Annotated in this window: 19 protein-coding genes; 6 read left to right on the top strand and 13 right to left on the bottom strand. The window is 70.8% G+C overall.

The window, feature by feature from the left end; translation table 11 throughout:
- Nucleotides 1–87: 87 nt before the first annotated feature.
- The gene (locus AC1P0E_RS12440; protein WP_482742244.1) at nt 88–1,071 is read right to left on the bottom strand and encodes a sigma-70 family RNA polymerase sigma factor; all 984 of its coding nucleotides are present in this window, start codon (nt 1,069–1,071) and stop codon (nt 88–90) included.
- A gap of 102 nt (nt 1,072–1,173) precedes the next feature.
- Nucleotides 1,174–2,472 (bottom strand): MFS transporter, encoded by a 1,299-nt coding sequence (locus tag AC1P0E_RS12435; RefSeq protein ID WP_482742243.1) that lies wholly within the window; start codon nt 2,470–2,472, stop codon nt 1,174–1,176.
- Between the two features lie 62 nt (nt 2,473–2,534).
- Here AC1P0E_RS12435 and AC1P0E_RS12430 point away from each other — a divergent pair, with 62 nt between their 5' ends.
- Entirely contained in the window at nt 2,535–3,488 is a 954-nt protein-coding gene (locus AC1P0E_RS12430; RefSeq protein ID WP_482742242.1) for a LysR family transcriptional regulator, read from the top strand.
- A gap of 4 nt (nt 3,489–3,492) precedes the next feature.
- Here the strand turns inward: AC1P0E_RS12430 and AC1P0E_RS12425 are convergent, their stop codons facing one another.
- Nucleotides 3,493–4,593, bottom strand: coding sequence for a calcium:cation antiporter (locus AC1P0E_RS12425; RefSeq protein ID WP_482742241.1), 1,101 nt, complete (start codon nt 4,591–4,593; stop codon nt 3,493–3,495).
- A gap of 78 nt (nt 4,594–4,671) precedes the next feature.
- Between AC1P0E_RS12425 and AC1P0E_RS12420 the strand changes: the two genes are divergently transcribed.
- The gene (locus tag AC1P0E_RS12420) at nt 4,672–4,953 is read left to right on the top strand and encodes a hypothetical protein (protein ID WP_482742240.1); all 282 of its coding nucleotides are present in this window, start codon (nt 4,672–4,674) and stop codon (nt 4,951–4,953) included.
- A 16-nt stretch (nt 4,954–4,969) separates the two neighbouring features.
- Here AC1P0E_RS12420 and AC1P0E_RS12415 read toward each other — a convergent pair whose 3' ends face one another.
- Complete coding sequence (locus AC1P0E_RS12415; protein WP_482742239.1) at nt 4,970–5,749, bottom strand: alpha/beta hydrolase family protein; 780 nt, start codon at nt 5,747–5,749, stop codon at nt 4,970–4,972.
- A gap of 102 nt (nt 5,750–5,851) precedes the next feature.
- On the opposite strand from AC1P0E_RS12415, the gene AC1P0E_RS12410 reads away from it, so the two are divergent.
- Together AC1P0E_RS12410 and AC1P0E_RS12405 are read left to right on the top strand one after the other, a co-directional pair.
- Nucleotides 5,852–7,006: an adenosine deaminase gene (locus AC1P0E_RS12410; protein WP_482742238.1), complete on the top strand. Its 1,155-nt coding sequence runs from the start codon at nt 5,852–5,854 to the stop codon at nt 7,004–7,006.
- A 126-nt stretch (nt 7,007–7,132) separates the two neighbouring features.
- Nucleotides 7,133–7,504, top strand: a complete 372-nt coding sequence (locus AC1P0E_RS12405) for an ATP-binding protein (RefSeq protein WP_482742237.1) — start codon at nt 7,133–7,135, stop codon at nt 7,502–7,504.
- Between the two features lie 80 nt (nt 7,505–7,584).
- Here the strand turns inward: AC1P0E_RS12405 and AC1P0E_RS12400 are convergent, their stop codons facing one another.
- From AC1P0E_RS12400 to afsQ1, 5 genes are all read right to left on the bottom strand, one after another.
- Nucleotides 7,585–7,785: a PspC domain-containing protein gene (locus tag AC1P0E_RS12400; RefSeq protein WP_482742236.1), complete on the bottom strand. Its 201-nt coding sequence runs from the start codon at nt 7,783–7,785 to the stop codon at nt 7,585–7,587.
- A gap of 92 nt (nt 7,786–7,877) precedes the next feature.
- On the bottom strand, nt 7,878–8,432 hold the full coding sequence (locus tag AC1P0E_RS12395) for a VanZ family protein (RefSeq protein ID WP_482742235.1): 555 nt from the start codon (nt 8,430–8,432) through the stop codon (nt 7,878–7,880).
- A gap of 85 nt (nt 8,433–8,517) precedes the next feature.
- Nucleotides 8,518–9,123, bottom strand: coding sequence for a hypothetical protein (locus tag AC1P0E_RS12390; protein WP_482742234.1), 606 nt, complete (start codon nt 9,121–9,123; stop codon nt 8,518–8,520).
- On the bottom strand, nt 9,120–10,664 hold the full coding sequence (locus AC1P0E_RS12385) for a sensor histidine kinase (RefSeq protein ID WP_482742233.1): 1,545 nt from the start codon (nt 10,662–10,664) through the stop codon (nt 9,120–9,122). The genes AC1P0E_RS12390 and AC1P0E_RS12385 overlap by 4 nt, the downstream gene beginning before the upstream one ends.
- On the bottom strand, nt 10,661–11,338 hold the full coding sequence (gene afsQ1, locus AC1P0E_RS12380; protein WP_176733210.1) for a two-component system response regulator AfsQ1: 678 nt from the start codon (nt 11,336–11,338) through the stop codon (nt 10,661–10,663). The genes AC1P0E_RS12385 and afsQ1 overlap by 4 nt, the downstream gene beginning before the upstream one ends.
- 159 nt (nt 11,339–11,497) lie before the next feature.
- Here afsQ1 and AC1P0E_RS12375 point away from each other — a divergent pair, with 159 nt between their 5' ends.
- On the top strand, nt 11,498–12,250 hold the full coding sequence (locus tag AC1P0E_RS12375; protein ID WP_482742232.1) for a SigE family RNA polymerase sigma factor: 753 nt from the start codon (nt 11,498–11,500) through the stop codon (nt 12,248–12,250).
- A 195-nt stretch (nt 12,251–12,445) separates the two neighbouring features.
- On the opposite strand, the gene AC1P0E_RS12370 is transcribed toward AC1P0E_RS12375, so the two are convergent.
- Nucleotides 12,446–13,075, bottom strand: a complete 630-nt coding sequence (locus AC1P0E_RS12370; protein WP_482742231.1) for a uridine kinase family protein — start codon at nt 13,073–13,075, stop codon at nt 12,446–12,448.
- A 120-nt stretch (nt 13,076–13,195) separates the two neighbouring features.
- Between AC1P0E_RS12370 and AC1P0E_RS12365 the strand changes: the two genes are divergently transcribed.
- On the top strand, nt 13,196–13,609 hold the full coding sequence (locus AC1P0E_RS12365) for a hypothetical protein (RefSeq protein ID WP_482742230.1): 414 nt from the start codon (nt 13,196–13,198) through the stop codon (nt 13,607–13,609).
- Between the two features lie 76 nt (nt 13,610–13,685).
- On the opposite strand, the gene AC1P0E_RS12360 is transcribed toward AC1P0E_RS12365, so the two are convergent.
- From AC1P0E_RS12360 to deoC, 3 genes are read right to left on the bottom strand one after another with little or no spacing between them, the layout of a single operon-like run.
- A complete protein-coding gene (locus tag AC1P0E_RS12360; protein ID WP_482742229.1) occupies nt 13,686–14,582 on the bottom strand; it encodes an aldehyde dehydrogenase family protein in 897 nt (298 codons plus the stop codon).
- Entirely contained in the window at nt 14,582–16,039 is a 1,458-nt protein-coding gene (locus AC1P0E_RS12355; RefSeq protein WP_482742228.1) for an aldehyde dehydrogenase family protein, read from the bottom strand. Before AC1P0E_RS12355 ends, AC1P0E_RS12360 begins: the two co-directional genes overlap by 1 nt.
- Nucleotides 16,040–16,044: 5 nt before the next feature.
- Nucleotides 16,045–17,001, bottom strand: a complete 957-nt coding sequence (gene deoC, locus AC1P0E_RS12350) for a deoxyribose-phosphate aldolase (protein ID WP_482742227.1) — start codon at nt 16,999–17,001, stop codon at nt 16,045–16,047.
- Nucleotides 17,002–17,025: the final 24 nt, after the last annotated feature.

Genomic DNA, 17,025 nt, shown 5'->3' with positions numbered 1-17,025 from the left:
TAACGGATCAAAAGAAAAATCGTCGCATCGCCGGTACTCCGAAGCGATTTCTCCCTTGGATCGAACGATTAACGGAAAGGAATTCCGTCATTTCTCGAGACGCGCGGGCAGATCGAAGAGCGGGAACCAGCGCTTGGTGTCCAGGAAGGACGTGATCCCGCTGACCCTGCCGTCCACGATCTCGATGACCATGAGCGCCCACGGCTCGAAGCTGCCGTCGCCCGACGGGCTCGGGTGGTAGTGGGCGAAGGAGGGCGTGCCGTTGGCCACGACCGGGAGCAGCTTCGAGCCCCGGCAGACCTCGCCGACGCCCAGCATCCAGCCGACGATGTCGTCGTGGCCCTGGAGCCACAGGTCGTACGGCGGCATGGACAGTGTGGCGTCCTCATGGAGCAGCGCGGTCAGGGCGACCATGTCGTACCCCTCGAAGGCCGCGACGTACCGCTCCAGAAGCTTTCGCTGTTCCTCGTCCAGCGGATCGGCGGTGTCCGTCTCCTTGGAGCCGTGCTCGGCGATCGTCGCGCGGGCCCGCTGGAGCGCGCTGTTCACCGAAGCGACCGTGGTCTCCAGGAGCTCCGCGACCTCGCTCGCCTTCCAGGCCAGCACCTCGCGCAGGATCAGCACCGCCCGCTGCTTCGGCGGCAGGTGCTGGAGGGCGGCGACGAACGCGAGGCGCACGCTCTCGCGCGAGACGGCGGTCTCCGCCGGGTCGGCCACCGAGGGCAGCACCCGACCGTCCGGCACCGGCTCGAGCCAGGTGATCTCCGGACGGGAATTGAGCGCGGCCTGCGCCACCGGGGTCGCCGCCGTGAGGTCCATCGGGCGGGCCCTGCGGTTGCCCGCGTTGAGCATGTCGAGGCATACGTTCGTCGCGATGCGGTAGAGCCACGAGCGCAGCGACGACCGGCCCTCGAACTTGTCGAAGTTCCGCCAGGCCCGGACCATCGTGTCCTGGACGGCGTCGTCCGCCTCGAAGGCGGACCCCAGCATCCGGTAGCAGTACCCGGTCAGCTCCGTCCGGTGCTTCTCCAGCCGGGAATCCAGGTCCTGCGTCGTCACGACATCACTCATCGGTCCACCCCACTCGCCGCCTTTGGCACCAGCCCTTGGGAAGTTACCGGACCCCACTGACAATGATGGCCCAGCCGCGAAAACCGGTACGGCAGCGACGACTCAGGCCCGCGCCGCGCCACCCGTGCGCAGCGCCACGAGCTGGCGGTGCTCGACCCTGGCGACCCGGGTCCCGTACAGCGTGATCGATACGACGCCGAGCACCGCGACCAGCCCGAGGAGCACGGTCCCCGCCCAGCCACCGGCGTGGAAGGCCACCGCGCCGAGCGTGCCGCCGACGCTGCTGCCCAGGTAGTACGCCGACTGGTAGAGCGCGGAAGCCTGCGCCCGCCCCGTCTTCGCCGTACGGCTGACCGAGGACGACGCCACCGCGTGCCCCGCGAAGAATCCGGCGGTGATCAGGACCAGGCCCGCCAGGACGGCCGGCAGCGCTTCGGCCACCGAGAGCAGCAGACCGGCCGCTGTCGTCGAGACAGCCAGGTACAGCGCGCCCCGGCGGCCCAGGCGGGCCACCAGCTTTCCGGCGGCGGCCGAGGAGACCGTACCGACGAGATACACCAGGAAGACGGACCCGACGACGCCCTGCGGAAGGCTGAAGGGCGCCTCGACCAGCCGGTAGCCGATCACCGTGTAGACCGCGCCGAAGACCGTCATGAAGAGCGCGCCGATCGCGTACAGCCGCAGCAGCAGCGGATCGGCCAGATGACCGCGCACCGTCTTCGCCAGCGCCTTCGGGTTCAGCGAACCGGGCACGAAGTGGTGGGCCTTCGGCAGCATCAGCCGGTACACCACCACGCACACCAAGGCCATCAGGCCGACCGCGGCGAGCGCCGCGCGCCAGTCCCACAGCTGGGCCGCCCAGCCGGTGACGATGCGGCCGCTCATCCCGCCGATGGAGTTGCCCGCCACGAACAGGCCGATCGCCGCGATCAGCGCCTTCGGCCGTACCTCCTCCGCGAGATACGCCATCGCGGAAGCCGGCACACCGGCCAGCGCGGCGCCCTGAACGGCGCGCAGCGCCACCAGCCACTCCAGCGACGGCGCGAACGGAATCAGCAGGCCGACCGCGACGGCGACCGTCAGCGAGACGGTCATCAGGCGGCTGCGCCCGAAGCGCTCCGAGAGGGCGCTCATCGGCAGTACGAACAGGGCCAGCGCACCCGTGGCGGCCGAGACGGTCCAGCTCGCGGCGCTCGCGCTCGCGCCGAAGTCGGCGGAGATCAGCGGCAGCAGCGCCTGGGTGGAGTAGAGGAGGGCGAAGGTCGCCACCCCGGCGGCGAAGAGCGCGAAACTCATGCGGCGGTAGCCGGGCGAGGAGGGGGCGAGACGGGAGTCGGTGTCAACAACAACGGCGTCGGCGTCCACATGGGTGGTGGACGCCTTGGTACTGGCAGGAGGCATGCATCGAACGTAGACACAGCAGGTTCATGCGTCCAATGCACAAAGCAGGGATAATCAATCCCATGGTGCATAACCCCAGCTCACGGACCCGGCTGTCACCCAGCAGTTACGAAGAAGACATCCAGCAGGTACTCGCCCCGCGCCTCGCCTACTTCGCGGCGGTCGCCCGCCACGAGCACGTCACCCGCGCCGCCCACGAGTTGGCCGTCCCGCAGTCGACGCTCTCGCGCGCCATGGTCAGGCTGGAGGAGGACCTGGGCGTCGCCCTCTTCGCCCGCAAGGGCCGCACGGTCTCCCTCACCCCCGCCGGCCGCACCTTCCTCACCACCGTCGACCGCGCGCTGGCCGAGGTCGAGCGGGCGGCGGACTCGGTACGGGCCGACGCCGACCCCGCGACCGGCAAGGTCGCCTTCGGCTTCCTGCACACCATGGGCTCGGAGACCGTCCCGGGCCTGATCCGCGCCTTCCGCGCCGACCATCCGCGGGTCCGCTTCCAACTCGTCCAGAACTACGGAGAGGCCATGATCGAGCGGCTGCGCGCCGGTGACCTCGACCTCTGCCTGACCTCACCCGTCCCGGACGCCCCCGACCTGGTCGCCCGCCGCCTCGACGAGCAGCGGCTGCGCCTGGTCGTGCCGGACGACCACCGCCTCGCCACGCGAAAGCGGGTGCGGCTCGCGGAGGCTGCCGACGAGGCCTTCGTAACCCTCGAACCCGGCTACGGACTGCGCCGTATCACCGACGACCTGTGCGCCGAGGCGGGCTTCAAGCCGCGCGTCGCGTTCGAGGGGGAGGAGGCGGAGACGCTGCGCGGGCTGGTGGCGGCCGGTCTGGGTGTCGCCCTGCTGCCGCCGCCGGCGGTGGCCCGGCCCGGGGTGCGGGAACTGACGGTGACGGCTCCTCGCGCCGTACGGGAGATCGGCGTCGCATGGCTGGACGGCCACCCGGACACACCTCCGGTGGCGGCCTTCAAGCGCTTCCTGCTGTCCCGCAGGGGCCACTTGCTCCCTGAGTAGCGCCCTACGGACTGATGGCGAGCACCATGTAGGCCGCCAGCAACGCCAGATGTACGCCGCCCTGGAGGGGGGTCGCGCGGCCCGGCACGATGGTCAGCGTGCCGACGGCCACCGTGAGCGCGAGCAGCACCATGTGCGAGGCGCCGAGCCCCAGCAGCAGCGGCCCCGCCATCCAGACGGAGGCGATCGCGACCGCCGGAATGGTCAGCCCGATGCTCGCCATGGCCGACCCGAGCGCCAGGTTCAGACTGGTCTGCACCCGGTCGCGCCTGGCGGCCCGTACGGCGGCGATCGACTCGGGCAGCAGCACGAGCAGCGCGATCACGACACCGACGACGGAGGCCGGCAGACCGGCCGCCGCCACACCCGACTCGATCGTCGGGGACACGCCCTTCGCCAGCCCGACCACGGCGATGAGCGACACGGCCAGCAGCCCGAGACTGATGAGCGCGGTCCGCTGCGCCGGGGGATCGGCGTGCTCCTCCACGTCGATCACCTTCCCCTGGCTGGTCACGGGCAGGAAGTAGTCCCGGTGCCGCCAGGTCTGTGTCATCACGAACAGCCCGTAGAGCACTACGGCCGAGAACGCCGCGAAGACGAGCTGGCCGGGGCTGAACTCCGGCCCCGGAGCACTGGTGGTGAACGTCGGCAGCGCCAGGCTCAGCCCCGCCAGCGTCGTGACGGTGGCGAAGGCCGCGCCCGTGCCCTCGGCGTTGAACACCGCCACCTTCCGCTTCAGCGAGCCGACGAGGAGAGACAGCCCGACGATGCCGTTGCAGGTGATCATCACCGCGGCGAAGACGGTGTCCCTGGCCAGCGAGCTGGTCTTGTCGCCGCCGTCAGCCATGAGGGTGACGATCAGGGCGACCTCGATGATCGTGACCGCCACGGCGAGGACGAGCGATCCGAACGGCTCGCCCACCCGATGGGCGACCACCTCGGCGTGATGTACGGCGGCGAGCACCGCGCCCGCCAGGAAGCAGGCCAGCAGCGCGACGACGGCCCCCGGCAGGTCGCGGCCCCAGGTGAGGACCAGCAGTACGACGGCCAGTACGGGCACGGCCGTCGACCAGTGCGCGGCGCGGGCGCGGACCAGACGGATCATGCTTTCGACCCTGACAGAGGGCGGGGCCGGGCGCGCGTCGTGCGGCGCGGACGGCGGTGGCGGCGCTAGCGTCGAGGCATGCCGACTCCCACCACTCCGCAGCCGCAGCCCGCCCGCTTCACGGTGGAGATCAAGCCCCGGGCGGCCGATGCCGACGGCCATCCCGACCACGGGTCCACGCTCCGGACGGCGGTCGTGGAAGCCACCGGTGGCACGGGGGCTTCGGGCTACCCCCGCTACGAGGGCGACGGCGTCGCGGCCGACATCGATCCCCGCTCGGGCGCGGTGGAGGCGATCACCCTGGACGGCGGGGAGCTCCCGTACGGCTGGGTGGCCGAAGTGTCCCCGCCGGAGGCGTGAGGCCGGGCCGGGGGTGCTACCGCCGTAGGGAGTGGCCGAAGCCGGAAGCGAGTGGCATGCGCAGGCCCAGCGGTGGCGGTGCGGCCAGCGCGTCGGCCACCGGGCGGGCGTATCCGCGGCCGAAGAGCGCGCCCAGTACGAAATCCGCCGCGAGGGCCAGCACTTCCGGGCGGTGCTGGCGCAGTGAGTGGCCGTCCGAGTGGACCTCGAAGCGGCACGTGTCGCGGTTGACCTTCTTCGCCCGCTCCGCCAGCCGGTACGACAGCTCCGGATCGGTACGTTCGTCATTCGTGCCGTGCACGATCAGCACATGCCGCCCGGCCAGCTGCTTCACCGGCTCCTCCGCCGCCGCGACATCGTCGTCCGGCAGCCACGGCGCGATCGCGAGCACGGAGTTGACGGCCGGGTGGTCCGCCGCGTGCAGCGCCGCCCGCCCGCCCATGTCTATCCCCGCGAGGCACACCGGTACGTCGCCGTAGCGCCGTACGACCTCGTCCGCCGCCCACGTCGCATCGGCCGCGAGCCGCGCGTCCGAGCCGTTCCAGCCGCGGCCCCGGTAGCGGACGACGTGCGCGACGAGCCCCTCCGCCCGTCCCGCCGCCGCCAGGCTCCGCGCCAGCGGCCGTACACCGGCGTACGCCAGCGGGGAGGGTCTGCGCGCCGACAGCGGTTCGCCGGCGGGAAGCAGCAGGACCACACCGCAGACCGTGCGGTCGCCGCCCCCGGCCGCTCGGGCCGCTCCGACCGTCCGGCCCAACCGGGCGGGCCCGGAAACCGGGATTGCTTGCTGTGCCATGACAGAACAGTCTCAGAAGCGCAGATGTACTCCACCCGTCCGCACGGTCACTGTTACGTATCGACAGGAGCGATCTACGCGCGTAGGCGCTAGAGTGCGCAGATGACGAGCGAGACCCTCAACACGCCCACCGCGGACCAGATCCGCCGCGCCCCGAAGGTGCTGCTCCACGACCACCTCGACGGTGGTCTGCGGCCCGGCACGATCATCGATCTCGCCCGCGAGGCGGGTTACCAGGCACTCCCGGAGACCGACGCCGACAAGCTCGGCATCTGGTTCCGCGAGGCCGCCGACTCCGGATCGCTCGAGCGATACCTGGAAACCTTCGCGCACACCTGCGCCGTCATGCAGACGCGTGACGCGCTCTTCCGCGTCGCCGCCGAATGCGCCGAGGACCTCGCCGAGGACGGCGTCGTATACGCCGAAATCCGGTACGCCCCCGAGCAGCACCTCGAGAACGGCCTGACCCTCGAAGAGGTCGTCGAGGCCGTCACCGACGGCTTCCGCGAGGGCGAGCGCCGCGCGAAGGCGAACGGCCACCGGATCCGCGTCGGCGCCCTGCTGACCGCGATGCGGCACGCCGCCCGCGCCCTGGAGATCGCCGAACTCGCCAACCGCTACCGCGGCAACGGCGTCGTCGGCTTCGACATCGCGGGCGCCGAGGCGGGCTTCCCGCCCACCCGCCACCTCGACGCCTTCGAGTTCCTCAAGCGCGAGAACAACCACTTCACCATCCATGCCGGTGAAGCGTTCGGGCTCCCCTCCATCTGGCAGGCGCTCCAGTGGTGCGGCGCCGACCGGCTCGGCCACGGCGTACGGATCATCGACGACATCGAGGTCGCGGCCGACGGCAGCGTCAAGCTGGGCCGGCTCGCCGCGTACGTGCGTGACAAGCGCATCCCGCTGGAGATGTGCCCGACGTCCAACCTCCAGACGGGCGCGGCCGACTCGTACGCCGCACACCCCATCGGGCTGCTGCGCAAGCTGCACTTCCGTACCACGGTCAACACCGACAACCGGCTGATGAGCGGCACCAGCATGAGCCGCGAGTTCGAGCACCTGGTCGAGGCATTCGGTTACACGCTCGACGACATGCAGTGGTTCACAGTCAATGCGATGAAATCAGCATTCATTCCTTTCGACGAACGCCTTGCCATGATCAATGACGTGATCAAGCCCGGTTACGCCGAGCTGAAATCCGAATGGCTGTTCCGCCAGACCGCCACGACCAGCGGTTCTTCCTCCCTCGGAGGCTGAGCACACCGCACCTGAGGCGGCCGGGAACGTCAATTCCCGGCCGCCTTCGCGTGTTTGCGGCGGAGTCCGGGCGTGGCTAGCTTGCAGAGCCGCTCCCCATCCCCCGTTTGCGAGGACGTTCCCTTCATGAAGCAGTCTGCTGCCAAGACCCTCGGTGCCGCCGTTCTCGGTGCCGCCTTCGCCGCTGCCGCCGCCGGCAGCGCCTCCGCGGCCCCGGCCGCCCCGGGCGTACCCGACCTGACCGGCGTGCTGGGCTCCGCGACCACGACGCTGCCCGTGCAGGACCTGGCCGGAAAGCTCCCCGTCGGCGCCCCCGACGCCCTGACCGGCGGGGTGAGCGCCCTCACCGGCAGCGCCACGACGCTGCCGGCGACCGCCGGCGAGGCCCTGTCCACGGCCCAGCCGTCCGACGGCAAGAGCGGACCCCGCAGCGCCGACCCGCTCAAGGGCCTGCTCGGCGGCGTGCAGCCCGGCGCGCTGCCCGGCCTCGGAGGCTGACGTACCCGCAGTACGCGACAGAGGCGCGCACCGGAACGAATCCGGTGCGCGCCCCTTGGCGTGCGTACGAGTACGGCGGACTACCAGGCGGTGTCCGCGGTCTTCTCGCCGGGCAGGAACACCCACAGCGCCAGGTACAGCAGGAACTGCGGCCCGGGCAGCAGACACGAGACCACGAAGATCACTCGCATCGTGGTTGCCGACGTACCGAAGCGCCGTGCCAGCGCAGCGCACACTCCGCCGATCATTCGGCCGTTACGGGGGCGGACAAGGGCGGTCATGGCGGGCTCCTCGCGAGCTGGTCCGGGGGTCACTTCCGGTGTGCCTCCCGATACCTCCATACTGCTCGCCGAGACCGGTCCAAAGCGTCGCTCTACGGGGCGATCCCGACCCTGGGAATCGTCGGGGTAGCCCCCTGAGACACCTCGTCCCGGCGCAGGACCCCGCCCGGCCCAGGCCCACGCCGCTGCCGGCGGCGCAGCCGTGCCCGCCCCAGCGGTACGACCGCCAGGTGCGCCAGCGCCACCCCGGCCGTGTTCAGCAACAGCGAGTCCACGTCGACGACCCGGCCGGGCACCCCGGTCTGCAGCAGCTCGATCCCCAGCGAGAACAGTGCCCCCGCCAGCGCCGTACGGGCCAGCGAGGCCACCGGCGACACGTACAGCCGGCCCCCCGCCATCGGCAGCAGTACGCCCAGCGGCGCCAGCAGCAGAAGCCCCTCGCAGATCCGCCGCGCCGCCCGGGCGGGACCGAGCGCCAGGTCCGCCTCGATGCCGGCCAGCGGCTGGAAGTTCGGTGCGGTCACCCAGGGGACGTCCAGGGGGCGCAGCGTCAGCGACGCGACGACCAGCAGATGCGCGACGAGGAGTAAACCTCCCGTCGCGCGGAAGCGGTTGATGACGGCATTGCCGTCCGAGCCATGACGCACGCCCCCCAAGACGCGGGCACCGGCAGGATCGGTTCCGCCCGGAGCGACAGTGTGACGCGCCGGGCAGACACGCCCGTCCGCGGGGTCAGCGCGTACGACGGATCTCACCCAGCGTCGGCAGCACCGATTCGGGCCGCGCCTTGAGCGTCGCAGTGCACTGGTAACCGCGCGCCGGGTCGTCGGAAGGCCCGCCGAGCACCACCGACCGTTCGGGGCCCGCCGCCGCACTGTCCGCGTACGTACAGACGATCTGCGCCAGCGCGTGCGTGGGCAGGTCCTCCGGCTGGCTGCTCAGGCGCAGCGCGTGCCGGGGATCGCCCTTGCGCGGCCCGGAAACGACGAGTGCCTCCCGTACATCCGTCGTGAAACCTGCCTGCTTCTCCTCGTCCGAGGGCTCTTCCTTCAGCTCTTCGAGGAGCGTCTGCGCGACCCGCACCCGGTCGGACAGCCTCTCCTCGGGGATCCGCGCCGCCCGGTCCACCGAGATCAGCTGCGCGCCGCAGACCAGATACACCTGAAGCGGTACGCCGGGCGCCGCCTCGCCGGGGGAGTCCTGCGCCGACAGCTCGCAGGGCACCCGCGACGGCGCGGCGCCCGCGTCGACCGGCACCGAAGTGGTCCGGATCCCGCACCCGGCGAGCGCGGCGCAGAGCGCGGCGAGGGCCGTGAGACGGGTCAGCCTGGACTTCACTGGTCGTCGCCCCCCTGCCCGCCCCGCACACCGTCGTCCCCTTCGTCGTCGTCGCCGTCCGCGGTCCGCGACACGTCGAGCGGCAGCCGCAGCACGAAGACCGCACCGCCTTCCGGCGAATTCGACGCGGTGATGTCCCCGCCGTGAATGTGCGCGTTCTCCATGGCGATGGACAGGCCGAGCCCGCTGCCCTCGGAGCGCGGCCGTGACGCGCTCGCCTTGTAGAAGCGGTCGAAGACATGCGGCAGTACGTCCTCGGGGATGCCCGGGCCGTGGTCCCGTACCTCGATCAGCAGCTCGTGGTCGACGGGCCGCACCGACACCCGCACCGGGGAGCCGCCGTGCTTGAGCGCGTTGCCGATCAGGTTCGCCAGGATGACGTCGAGCCGGCGCGGGTCGAGGAGCGCCATGATGCCGCGCTCGGCGTCGAGATCCACCGCGTCCAGCCACGCGCGGGCGTCGATGCAGGCGGTCACCTGGTCGGCCACGTCCACGTCGTCGAGGACGAGACGGGCCGTACCCGCGTCGAAGCGGGTCACCTCCATCAGGTTCTCCACCAGGTCGTTCAGCCGCCTCGTCTCGCTCACCACCAGGTGTACGGCGGGCGCGATCATCGGGTCGAGGCTGTCCGCCTCGTCCTCCAGGACCTCCGCAACCGCCGTGATCGCGGTCAGCGGCGTCCGCAGCTCGTGCGACATGTCGGCGACGAAGCGGCGGCTCGACTCCTCCCGCGCGCTCATGTCCGCGACCTTCTTCTCCAGCGACTCGGCGGTTCTGTTGAACGTCCGTGACAGCTCGGCCAGTTCGTCCGTCCCCGACACCCGCAGCCGGGTGTCGAGCTTGCCCTCACCGAGCCGCCGCGCCGCGTCCCCGAGCCGCTGCACGGGCTTGAGCACGGTCGTCGCAGCCGCCTGCGCGAGCAGCGCGGAGCCGAGCAGGGCGAGCGCGGTGGCGATCGCGAGGGACCAGGCCAGCGAGTTGAGGTCGTCGCGCTCCTGCTCCAGCGACGTCAGCATGTAACCGGTGGGCCCGCCGCCGATCACCTTCGTGCCCGCGACGAGGGACGGCTTGTCCTTCGGGCTGACGCGCACCCAGTAGAGGTGGTACGGAAACTCGTTGGCCTCCGTCACCTTCTGCCGCCTGTTCACCGCGTCCTGAAGCTCTTGCGGTACGTCGTCGAGCGTCAGGACATCGATGTCCGAGGTGCCCGCGATCGGCTTGCCCGGCTCCCGCTCGTCCACGAGCAGCACGCTGTAGCCGGGGTTCCCGCCGGCCGCCATCTGCGCCGCCGCGGCCTGGAGTTCGGCCTGCGTCGGCCGCATCGGCAGCGTGGCCGCGCGGTTCTGCATCTCCTGGCGGAAGTTGTTCAGCGCCGCGTCCTGGGTGCGGGTCAGCACGGCCTCGCGGTTGAGCCAGTACGCGATGCCCGAAGCGGAGACGGCGGCCGTCAGCGCCACCAGGGCGAAGACGACGACGAGCCGCAGGCGCAGACTGGTCCAGCGCGGCCCGGCCTGCGAGGACTTCGCGGGGGCAGCGCTCACGAAGGCGAGTCCAGCCGGTAGCCGACGCCACGGACCGTACGGATGAGCGTCGGAGACGACGGTACGTCCTCGACCTTGGCCCGCAGCCGCTGTACGCACGCGTCGACCAGCCGCGAGTCACCGAGGTAGTCGTGCTCCCACACCAGCCGCAGCAACTGCTGCCGCGACAGGGCCTGTCCGGGGCGGCGGCTCAGCTCCAGGAGCAGCCGCAGCTCGGTCGGCGTGAGTTGCAGGTCCTCACCGTTCTTGGTGACGGTCATCGCGGACCGGTCGATGGTCACATTGCCGAAGACGGCGGCGTCGTTGGCCTCCCGCTCGCCCCGCCGCAGCACCGCGCGGATACGGGCGTCGAGGACCCGGCCCTGCACCGGCTTGACGACGTAGTCGTCGGCGCCCGACTCGAGGCCGACCACCACGTCGATGTCGTCGCTGCGCGCGGTCAGCAAAATGATGGGCAGTTGGTCCGTGCGCCTGATGCGCCGGCACACCTCGAATCCGTCGATGCCGGGCAGCATCACGTCCAGCACGATCAGATCCGGCCGCTGCTCGCGCAGCAGTTTCAGGCCGTCCTCTCCCGTCGCCGCGGTGGCCACTCGGTGGCCCTGGCGTGACAGTGAGAGTTCGAGGGCCGTGCGGATGGCGTCGTCGTCCTCGATCAGCAACAGGAAAGGCACAGAGGTCATTCTGGCCCATGGAGAAGGACTAGTTCGACAGTCGGAGCGCTCCCGTCGCTGTGACAGGTCTGTGACAGTCGGCGGACACCCCGATGAAACTGCCCGGGCAAGCTCAATGGCACACGGACAGCAACGGACTCCACCGACGGGGGGCGCAAGATGAACGCACTGCACAGCACCACCTCCAGCGCAGTTGTCACGCGTCTCCACGACGTCACGCGGAGCACCGAGAAGTCCGGTGCCGTGAGCCAGCGGGGGTGCGCTCGCGGCATCGGGCGTCAGCGCACGCAGCCTTTGCACGTGGCCGCGGTGCCGGACGCTTCCGTGGGGGGCGACGGGGGATACGGGGGAGCGGCGTACCGGGAGGCCACGGGGGAAGGCGCTTCGGTGTCGGAGGTGGAGTTCACCACCTACGTCCAGGAGCGCCGCGCCTCCCTGTACGCGACCGCCTACCACCTGACCGGCGACCGTTACGAGGCCGAGGACCTGCTCCAGAGCGCCCTCTTCTCGACGTACCGCGCCTGGGACCGGATCAGCGACAAGGCGGCGGTCGGCGGCTATCTGCGCCGCACCATGACGAACCTGCACATCAGCGCGTGGCGCAGGCGCAAGCTGAACGAGTACCCGACCGAGGAACTGCCGGAGACGGCGAACGACACGGACGCGATGCGCGGCACCGAACTGCGCGCCGTCCTGTGGCAGGCGCTCGCCCGGCTGCCCGAACTCCAGCGCACGATGCTGGTCCTGCGGTACTACGAGGGCCGCACCGACCCGGAGATCGCGGACATCCTCGACATCAGTGTCGGCACGGTCAAGAGCAGTATCTGGCGCTCCCTGCGCCGGATGCGCGAGGACGAGGTCCTCAGCTTCGGCCGTGACGAGGAAGAGTCCTTCGGCGAGCTGGTGGCCTGAGGGGTACGGGGGGGTACGGGGGCCGCTGTTTCGGGGGAGACGGCGGAACGTACGGGGGAAAACGCGGCGGGGTCGTACGGGCGGGGGATGCCTGTACGGCCCCGCCGCGCTCTGTCGCGCCGGGGGCCATCCAGCCCCTCCGGCGTTCGAGGAGCGGGGTCCGGGGCGGAGCCACAGTCGAGCCCCGCGCAGCGGCTAGCGCGTCGCCGGGGCGCGGTGGCGGCCGGCCGCCGCGGCGGCGAGGCGGCCCAGCGCCTCGGCCTTCGCGCACGGGTACGCCCCCAGGGCGGTCTGGCGCCCCACGATCGCCCGCTCGGCCCGCATCAGCCGCCACCCCCTGCGCAGCAGGAACGGCACCGACTTGCGTCCCTCCCGCAGATCCCGCAGCAGCCGTCGGCGGAACGTCGTCGCCGGACGCCCGCGCAGGCAGAGCGCGTCGGCGAGTACGCCCAGCTCCTGGCAGCGCGCCACGATGTCCGCCGCGAAGATCCCCTCCGCGACGAACAGGGGTGTGCGCTCGATGTCGAGGGCTTCCTCGTCCACGATGGAGCTGGTGGCGATGGAGTACACCGGGACCGTCGTACGCCCCGTACGGCACAGCTCCTCGATCGCCGCGACGGCGGCGTCCGCGTCCCACGACAGCGGGGAGTCCCAGTCGATGTCCGTACTCCCCTCCACCTGCGGAAGCGTGGGATCGTCGGCCTCTTTGTAGAAGTCGTCGAGGCGCAGTACGGGGAGACCCGTGCGGGCGGCCAGCGACGACTTTCCGGAACCGGAGGGGCCCGTCAGCAGGACGACGCGCGTGGGGATGGGGGATGAACTCACGGGGAACCATTCTGCGGCATTGACCCGGTCGGGGGACCCCACCCCGTAGGTGTTGGTATCGAGCGTCACACCTCAACTACGCTGCGTGCGCTCATGATTACTCACTCAGGCGGGAACCCCATGGCACGTCACTCAGGTCCGAAGTCACAGCGGAGCGCGCTGCTGCGCGCAGGTCTGGCCATCACCGCGGCCGGTGCGGCCCTCGCTGCGGGCGGTGGTGTCGCGCAGGCCGCGCCGGTGCCGAAGGAGGCCGGGATCGACGTACCGCTGGAGAACCTCGATCCGGCGGCCATGGGCCGGGGCCTGCCCGGCGCGCTCGGAGCCGCGACCGTCGGTGCGGTCGCCCCCGTCAAGGACTTCCGTCTGAATCCCCTCGCGGGGACGGGTGTCGACCCCCTGGACAACGGACTGGGCACACAGGTCGCCGACTTCCAGCCGCTCAGCACGGAGACGGTCACCGCCCCGCTCACGCAGGGCAACGCGCTCCGGGAACTGCCGCTGGCGGGTCGGGCGACGGGGCTGCTTCCCGGCTGATCCGGCCCTCTCCGGGCATGCGGATGGGCCCCGTACCACCGCAGAGCGGTACGGGGCCCATCCGCATGGGGTCAGGTCAGTAGGCGGAGCCCGACGCGCCCAAGGAGCCCGTCGGGTGCCAGACCGTCTTCATTTCGAGGAAGGCCGTCAGCCGGTGCGTGCCCTGGTCGGCGGACCAGTCGCCGTCCACAGGCTGTGGACGCAGAACCCGCTTGAGGTTGTCCGCCGCGGCGATCTCCAGCTCGCGGGCCAGGTCGGCGTCCGCGCCCGAGAGATCGATCGCGTTGACGTCCTGGTGCGCGGCGAGCGGCGCCGCGATCTCCTGCGTACGCCCGGTCAGGATGTTGACCACACCGCCCGGCAGGTCGGACGTGGCAAGGACCTCGCCGAGGGAGAGCGCGGGCAGCGGGGACTTCTCCGAGGCGATGACGACGGCCGTGTTGCCCGTCGCGATCACCGGGGCGATCACCGAGACCAGGCCCAGGAAGGACGACTCCTGGGGGGCGACGACGGTGACGACGCCGGTGGGCTCGGGGGTGGAGAGGTTGAAGAAGGGGCCCGCGACCGGGTTCGCGCCGCCGACGATCTGGGCGATCTTGTCGGTCCAGCCCGCGTACCAGACCCAGCGGTCGATCGCCGCTTCGACGACCTCCGCCGCCTTGGACTTGGAAAGGCCCTCCGCGTGCGCCACCTCGTGCACGAACTGGCTCTTGCGGCCCTCCAGCATCTCGGCGACGCGGTAGAGGATCTGACCGCGGTTGTACGCCGTCGCACCCGACCACGCGCCGAACGCCTTGCGCGCCGCGACGACCGCGTCACGGGCGTCCTTGCGGGACGCGAGGGGGGCGTTGGCCAGCCACTTGCCCTTTGAGTCGGTCACTTCGTACACCCGGCCGCTCTCGCTCCGGGGGAACTTGCCCCCGACGTACAGCTTGTAGGTCTTGAGGACAGTCAATCGGTCAACTGCGCTCATCAGCGCTCACCCTTCGGGTTCGACGGGGCGAGGTACGCCTCCAGGCCGTGACGGCCGCCTTCACGGCCGAAGCCCGACTCCTTGTAGCCGCCGAAGGGCGAGGTCGGGTCGAACTTGTTGAACGTGTTGGCCCAGACCACACCCGCGCGGAGCTTGTTCGCGACTGCGAGGATCCGCGAGCCCTTCTCCGTCCAGATGCCTGCCGACAGCCCGTACTGGCTGTTGTTGGCCTTGGCGACGGCCTCGTCGGGCGTACGGAACGACAGCACCGAGAGCACCGGGCCGAAGATCTCGTCGCGCGCGACGGTGTGCGCCTGGGTGACGCCCGTGAACAGCGTCGGCGCGAACCAGTAGCCGGAGGAGGGCAGGTCGCAGGGCGCGGACCAGCGCTCGGCGCCCTCCGCCTCGCCGGTCTCGGCGAGTGCGGTGATACGGGCGAGCTGTTCGGCGGAGTTGATGGCGCCGATGTCGGTGTTCTTGTCGAGCGGGTCGCCCAGCCGGAGCGTGGTGAGCCTGCGCTTGAGGGCGTCGAGCAGTTCGTCCTGGATCGACTCCTGGACCAGGAGGCGCGAGCCCGCGCAGCAGACCTGGCCCTGGTTGAAGAAGATGCCGGTGACGATGCCCTCGACGGCCTGGTCGATGGGGGCGTCGTCGAAGACGATGTTCGCGCCCTTGCCGCCGAGTTCGAGGGTGACCTTCTTCGACGTACCCGCGACCTGGCGGGCGATCGCCTTGCCTACGGCTGTGGAGCCCGTGAAGGCGACCTTGTTGACGTCCGGGTGCTCCACGAGCGCGGCGCCCGCCTCTCCGTAACCGGGGAGGATGTTGACGACGCCCTTGGGCAGGCCCGCCTGGCGGCAGATGTCCGCGAAGAAGAGGGCGGAGAGCGGGGTCGTCTCGGCGGGCTTCAGGACGACCGTGTTGCCGGTCGCGAGCGCCGGGGCGATCTTCCACGCCAGCATGAGGAGGGGGAAGTTCCAGGGGATGACCTGGCCGGCCACGCCCAGGGGGCGCGGGTTCGCGCCGTAGCCGGCGTGGTCGAGCTTGTCGGCCCAGCCCGCGTAGTAGAAGAAGTGCGCGGCGACCAGGGGGAGGTCCGCGTCGCGGGTCTCCTTGATCGGCTTGCCGTTGTCGAGGGTCTCCAGGACGGCCAGCTCGCGCGAGCGCTCCTGGATGATCCGCGCGATGCGGAAGAGGTACTTCGCGCGCTCGGAGCCCGGCAGCGCGGACCACTTCTCGAAAGCCTTGCGTGCGGCCTTCACGGCGCGGTCCACGTCCTCGGTGCCCGCACGGGCGACCTCGGAGAGGACTTCCTCGGTGGACGGCGAGATCGTCTTGAAGACCTTGCCGTCGGCGGCTTCGGTGAACTCGCCGTCGATGAACAGGCCGTAGGAGGGAGCGATGTCGACCACCGAGCGGGACTCGGGAGCCGGTGCGTACTCGAATGCGGATGCCATGGTGATCAGTCCACCGTCACGTAGTCGGGACCGGAGTAACGGCCGGTGCTCAGCTTCTGCCGCTGCATCAGCAGGTCGTTCAGCAGCGAGGAGGCGCCGAAGCGGAACCATTCGTTGGTGAGCCAGTCCTCGCCGACCGTCTCGTTGACCAGCACCAGGAACTTGATCGCGTCCTTGGTGGTGCGGATGCCGCCGGCCGGCTTCACGCCGATCTGGATTCCAGTCTGCGCCTTGAAGTCGCGTACGGCCTCAAGCATGAGCAGGGTGTTCGGTGGCGTGGCGTTCACGCCGACCTTGCCGGTGGAGGTCTTGATGAAGTCCGCGCCCGCCAGCATCCCGAGCCACGACGCGCGGCGGATGTTGTCGTACGTCGACAGCTCGCCGGTCTCGAAGATGACCTTGAGGCGGGCCTTGTCGCCGCACTCCGCCTTCACGGCCACGATCTCTTCGTAGACCTTCAGGTAGTGACCGGAGAGGAAGGCTCCTCGGTCGATCACCATGTCGATCTCGTCGGCGCCGGCGGCCACGGCGTCGCGTACGTCCGCGAGCTTCACCGGGAGCGCGGCGCGGCCGGCCGGGAAGGCGGTGGCGACCGAGGCGACCTTGATGCCGGTGCCGGCCAGGGCTTCCTTGGCGGTCGCCGCCATGTCCGGATAGACGCAGATCGCGGCGACGCGCGGCGTCGTGCGGTCGGTCGGGTCGGGATTGGCGCCCTTGGCGCAGAGCGCCCGGACCTTGCCCGGGGTGTCCGCGCCTTCGAGCGTGGTCAGGTCGATCATGGAGATGGCCAGGTCGATGGCGTACGCCTTGGACGTGGTCTTGATCGAACGGGTACCGAGGGACGCGGCGCGCGCTTCGAGGCCGACGGTGTCTACGCCGGGGAGCCCGTGCAGGAAGCGGCGCAGCGCGGCGTCGGACGCGGTTGCGTCGGCGAACGCGGATGCGGGTGCAGTGGTGGGCATGGTCACTACTGCAGCATATCTACG

It is taken from the genome of Streptomyces sp. TRD_SC_5 (assembly GCF_056836825.1).
This window is presented reverse-complemented; position numbering and strand designations above follow the sequence as displayed.

What these genes read in the sequence shown, in the direction of transcription:
- AC1P0E_RS12440 (WP_482742244.1), bottom strand. Translation starts at nt 1,071, where the DNA reads ATGAGTGATGTCGTGACGACGCAGGACCTGGATTCCCGGCTGGAGAAG.
- AC1P0E_RS12435 (WP_482742243.1), bottom strand. Translation starts at nt 2,472, where the DNA reads ATGCCTCCTGCCAGTACCAAGGCGTCCACCACCCATGTGGACGCCGAC.
- AC1P0E_RS12430 (WP_482742242.1), top strand. Translation starts at nt 2,535, where the DNA reads ATGGTGCATAACCCCAGCTCACGGACCCGGCTGTCACCCAGCAGTTAC.
- AC1P0E_RS12425 (WP_482742241.1), bottom strand. Translation starts at nt 4,593, where the DNA reads ATGATCCGTCTGGTCCGCGCCCGCGCCGCGCACTGGTCGACGGCCGTG.
- AC1P0E_RS12420 (WP_482742240.1), top strand. Translation starts at nt 4,672, where the DNA reads ATGCCGACTCCCACCACTCCGCAGCCGCAGCCCGCCCGCTTCACGGTG.
- AC1P0E_RS12415 (WP_482742239.1), bottom strand. Translation starts at nt 5,749, where the DNA reads ATGGCACAGCAAGCAATCCCGGTTTCCGGGCCCGCCCGGTTGGGCCGG.
- AC1P0E_RS12410 (WP_482742238.1), top strand. Translation starts at nt 5,852, where the DNA reads ATGACGAGCGAGACCCTCAACACGCCCACCGCGGACCAGATCCGCCGC.
- AC1P0E_RS12405 (WP_482742237.1), top strand. Translation starts at nt 7,133, where the DNA reads ATGAAGCAGTCTGCTGCCAAGACCCTCGGTGCCGCCGTTCTCGGTGCC.
- AC1P0E_RS12400 (WP_482742236.1), bottom strand. Translation starts at nt 7,785, where the DNA reads ATGACCGCCCTTGTCCGCCCCCGTAACGGCCGAATGATCGGCGGAGTG.
- AC1P0E_RS12375 (WP_482742232.1), top strand. Translation starts at nt 11,498, where the DNA reads ATGAACGCACTGCACAGCACCACCTCCAGCGCAGTTGTCACGCGTCTC.
- AC1P0E_RS12365 (WP_482742230.1), top strand. Translation starts at nt 13,196, where the DNA reads ATGGCACGTCACTCAGGTCCGAAGTCACAGCGGAGCGCGCTGCTGCGC.
- AC1P0E_RS12360 (WP_482742229.1), bottom strand. Translation starts at nt 14,582, where the DNA reads ATGAGCGCAGTTGACCGATTGACTGTCCTCAAGACCTACAAGCTGTAC.
- AC1P0E_RS12355 (WP_482742228.1), bottom strand. Translation starts at nt 16,039, where the DNA reads ATGGCATCCGCATTCGAGTACGCACCGGCTCCCGAGTCCCGCTCGGTG.
- deoC (WP_482742227.1), bottom strand. Translation starts at nt 17,001, where the DNA reads ATGCCCACCACTGCACCCGCATCCGCGTTCGCCGACGCAACCGCGTCC.